General features: G+C 49.7%; 4 protein-coding genes. All 4 read left to right on the forward strand.

Annotated elements, in window-relative coordinates; genetic code table 11:
• On the forward strand, nucleotides 1-488 hold a 488-nt coding region (locus tag ACTHUM_RS11210; RefSeq protein WP_440402903.1), incomplete at its 5' end, for a YggS family pyridoxal phosphate-dependent enzyme.
• A 76-nt stretch (nucleotides 489-564) separates the two neighbouring features.
• On the forward strand, nucleotides 565-1,362 hold the full coding sequence (gene proC, locus ACTHUM_RS11215) for a pyrroline-5-carboxylate reductase (RefSeq protein WP_004519241.1): 798 nt from the start codon (nucleotides 565-567) through the stop codon (nucleotides 1,360-1,362).
• Nucleotides 1,363-1,364: 2 nt separating this feature from the next.
• Nucleotides 1,365-1,922, forward strand: a complete 558-nt coding sequence (locus tag ACTHUM_RS11220) for a YggT family protein (RefSeq protein WP_004519242.1) — start codon at nucleotides 1,365-1,367, stop codon at nucleotides 1,920-1,922.
• 263 nt (nucleotides 1,923-2,185) lie between these two features.
• Nucleotides 2,186-2,602 carry an RNA polymerase-binding protein DksA gene (gene dksA, locus ACTHUM_RS11225; protein WP_004519243.1) on the forward strand — a complete coding sequence of 139 codons (417 nt, stop codon included), beginning with the start codon at nucleotides 2,186-2,188 and terminating at the stop codon, nucleotides 2,600-2,602.
• The last annotated feature ends 147 nt before the right edge of the window (nucleotides 2,603-2,749 follow it).

A 2,749-nucleotide genomic window follows, 5' to 3' on the forward strand; every position in this document is an offset into this window, starting at 1 on the left:
CCGATTTGCCGGATATTGTTTGGCACGTTATCGGCGATGTGCAGTCTAATAAAACCAAATTTGTGGCCGAACGCGCACATTGGGTGCATACGATAGGCCGTCTGAAAACGGCGCGGCGCTTGAGTGAACAAAGGCCGTCTGAAATGCCGCCGTTGCAGGTGTGCATTGAAGTGAACATTGCCGCGGAAGAAGCAAAACACGGCGTAGCGCCCACTGAAGCGGTTGCGCTGGCCCTTGAAGTGGCCAAGTTGCCGAATATTAAAGTGCGCGGATTGATGTGTGTGGCCAAGGCCGACAGCAGCGATGATGAGTTGCGCAGCCAGTTTCATACCATGCAGCGGCTGTTGGCTGAGTTGAACGCGGCAGGCGTCGAAGCAGATGTTTTGTCTATGGGGATGTCCGGAGATATGCCAATCGCGGTAGAATGCGGCGCAACCCATGTCCGCATCGGCAGCGCGATTTTCGGCAAGCGGCATTATCCTCAATAAAAGTAATAGGCCGTCTGAACAGGGCAGACAGCAGTTTCAGACGGCTTGATCGATATCACAAAGGAGTGACATATATATGAATATCTATTTTCTCGGCGGCGGCAATATGGCGACTGCCATTGCAGGCGGTTTGGTCAAACAAGACGGCTATCGTGTCCACATTGTCGAACGCGGCGCCGAAAGACGGGAGCAACTGGTACAAGAATTGGGCGTAGCCACTTCTGAAAACCTGCCCGAATTGAGTGCGGACGATGTCCTCATTCTCGCTGTTAAACCGCAAGACATGCAGGCAGCCTGTCAAAACATCCGTTTGAATGGCGCGCTGGTGTTGTCCGTAGCGGCAGGTTTGTCCATCGATACCCTCAGCCAGTATCTGGGCGGCACACGCCGTATCGTGCGCATCATGCCCAATACGCCGGCCAAAATCGGTTTAGGCGTATCCGGTATGTTTGCCGATGCAGGCGTTTCAGAAGCTGACCGTACAGCCGCCGACGGCATCATGCGCTCTGTCGGTACAACCGTTTGGCTGAACGAGGAAGATCAACTCCACAATATTACCGGCATCAGCGGCAGCGGCCCCGCCTATGTTTTCTATCTTTTGGGCGCGCTCCAAAATGCGGCTTTGGCACAAGGTTTCAACGAACAAGACGCACGCGAACTGAGCCTTGCTACATTTAAAGGCGCAGTGGCTTTGGCCGAACAGACCGGCGAAGCATTTGCACAATTACAGCAAAACGTGACTTCCAAAGGTGGCACGACACACGAAGCCATCGAAACCTTCAAAGCCCGTCACGTTGCCGAAGCCATCGAACAGGGCGTAGAAGCCTGCGTCAAACGTTCGCAAGAAATGGCGCAACAATATAAGGCCGTCTGAACATGCGCGGCGACTTGCTCTTATTATTGGCAGACGCTATTGCCATCCTGTGTATCACGCGCTTTTTGCTCCGATACGCAGGATTGGCAGCAGAACACCCCCTGCTCAAATTCAGCATACAGGCAACAGGCTGGCTGACCAAACCTTGGCAAAAAGCATTCCCATCCGGCGAGAAAACCGATTGGTACTGCCTGCCCGCAGGTTTTCTGGTGTACTACCTTGCCTGTACCGCCATTATTTTCATCTCGCCGGCGCTGTCCATCAGCAATAAGCTGATTTTGGCAAACTTCTGGTTTGCCGCACTCCATATGCTGAAAGCCGCGGCCTATACATTACTTATTGGTCTGATTATTAGAATGGTGAGCAGCATACAGGGCCGCTATTCCCCGTTGGCTTATGCCATCGAACGAATTCTGCAGCCATTGCTCAAACCGTTTTCCTTCTTACGCGCAGGACGATACGATTTTTCAGGCAGTCTGTTGGCACTCTTATTATGGTTGTGGCTGGCCCGATGGTTTCCCCAACTTATCCAGCAAACCAACCTATGTTTGCTTCAATAGGCCGTCTGAAAGCGCAGCAGGTATTAACGACCAAAAATACAACGTCCTAAAAAGCGTATTAATATATTTAGGCGTAAGGTAGTGCAAAAAAGTGCAAATCGAAATATAAAGAACAAATGAATAGGTAAAACATGATATGATTCGCCCAATTTCCAAAACGGAAATTCAAGAAAACCCAATAAAAGCAAACCCAATAAAAGCAAACCCAATAAAAGCAAACCCGTAGCATCCAAATCATTAACAACAAACCGAAAGCAGACACCATGGCAAAGCTGACAGAACAAGATATTTTAAACTGGGATGGTCCTGAAGAGGACTACATGAACAGCGACCAATTGGCCTTCTTCCGCGAACTACTGGTTAAAATGCAAGAAGAACTGATTGAAAATGCAAACACCACTACCGGCCATCTTCAAGAGCACGAATCCGCTCCCGATCCAGCCGACCGAGCTACTCAAGAAGAAGAATACGCTTTAGAACTGCGCACCCGCGATCGCGAGCGTAAACTTCTCAATAAAGTGCAAGCGACTCTCCGCAGTATTGACGAAGGCGATTACGGTTTCTGTGCCGATACCGGCGAACCCATCGGCCTCAAGCGCCTGCTGGCACGTCCGACCGCGACATTGTCCGTAGAAGCGCAAGAGCGACGCGAACGAATGAAAAAACAGTTCGCCGACTAAAATATAGATATAGAAACCTCAAAAGGCCGTCTGAAAGAGCATTTCAGACGGCCTTTAGTTTGTATTTTTTTGTATGTATGGATAGTGTGGGAGTTTGATAGTATTTTTTTAGAAATAAAAACCCTGTTAAAACAGGGAAGTGATTAA

It is taken from the genome of Neisseria sp. P0021.S006 (genome assembly GCF_051956895.1).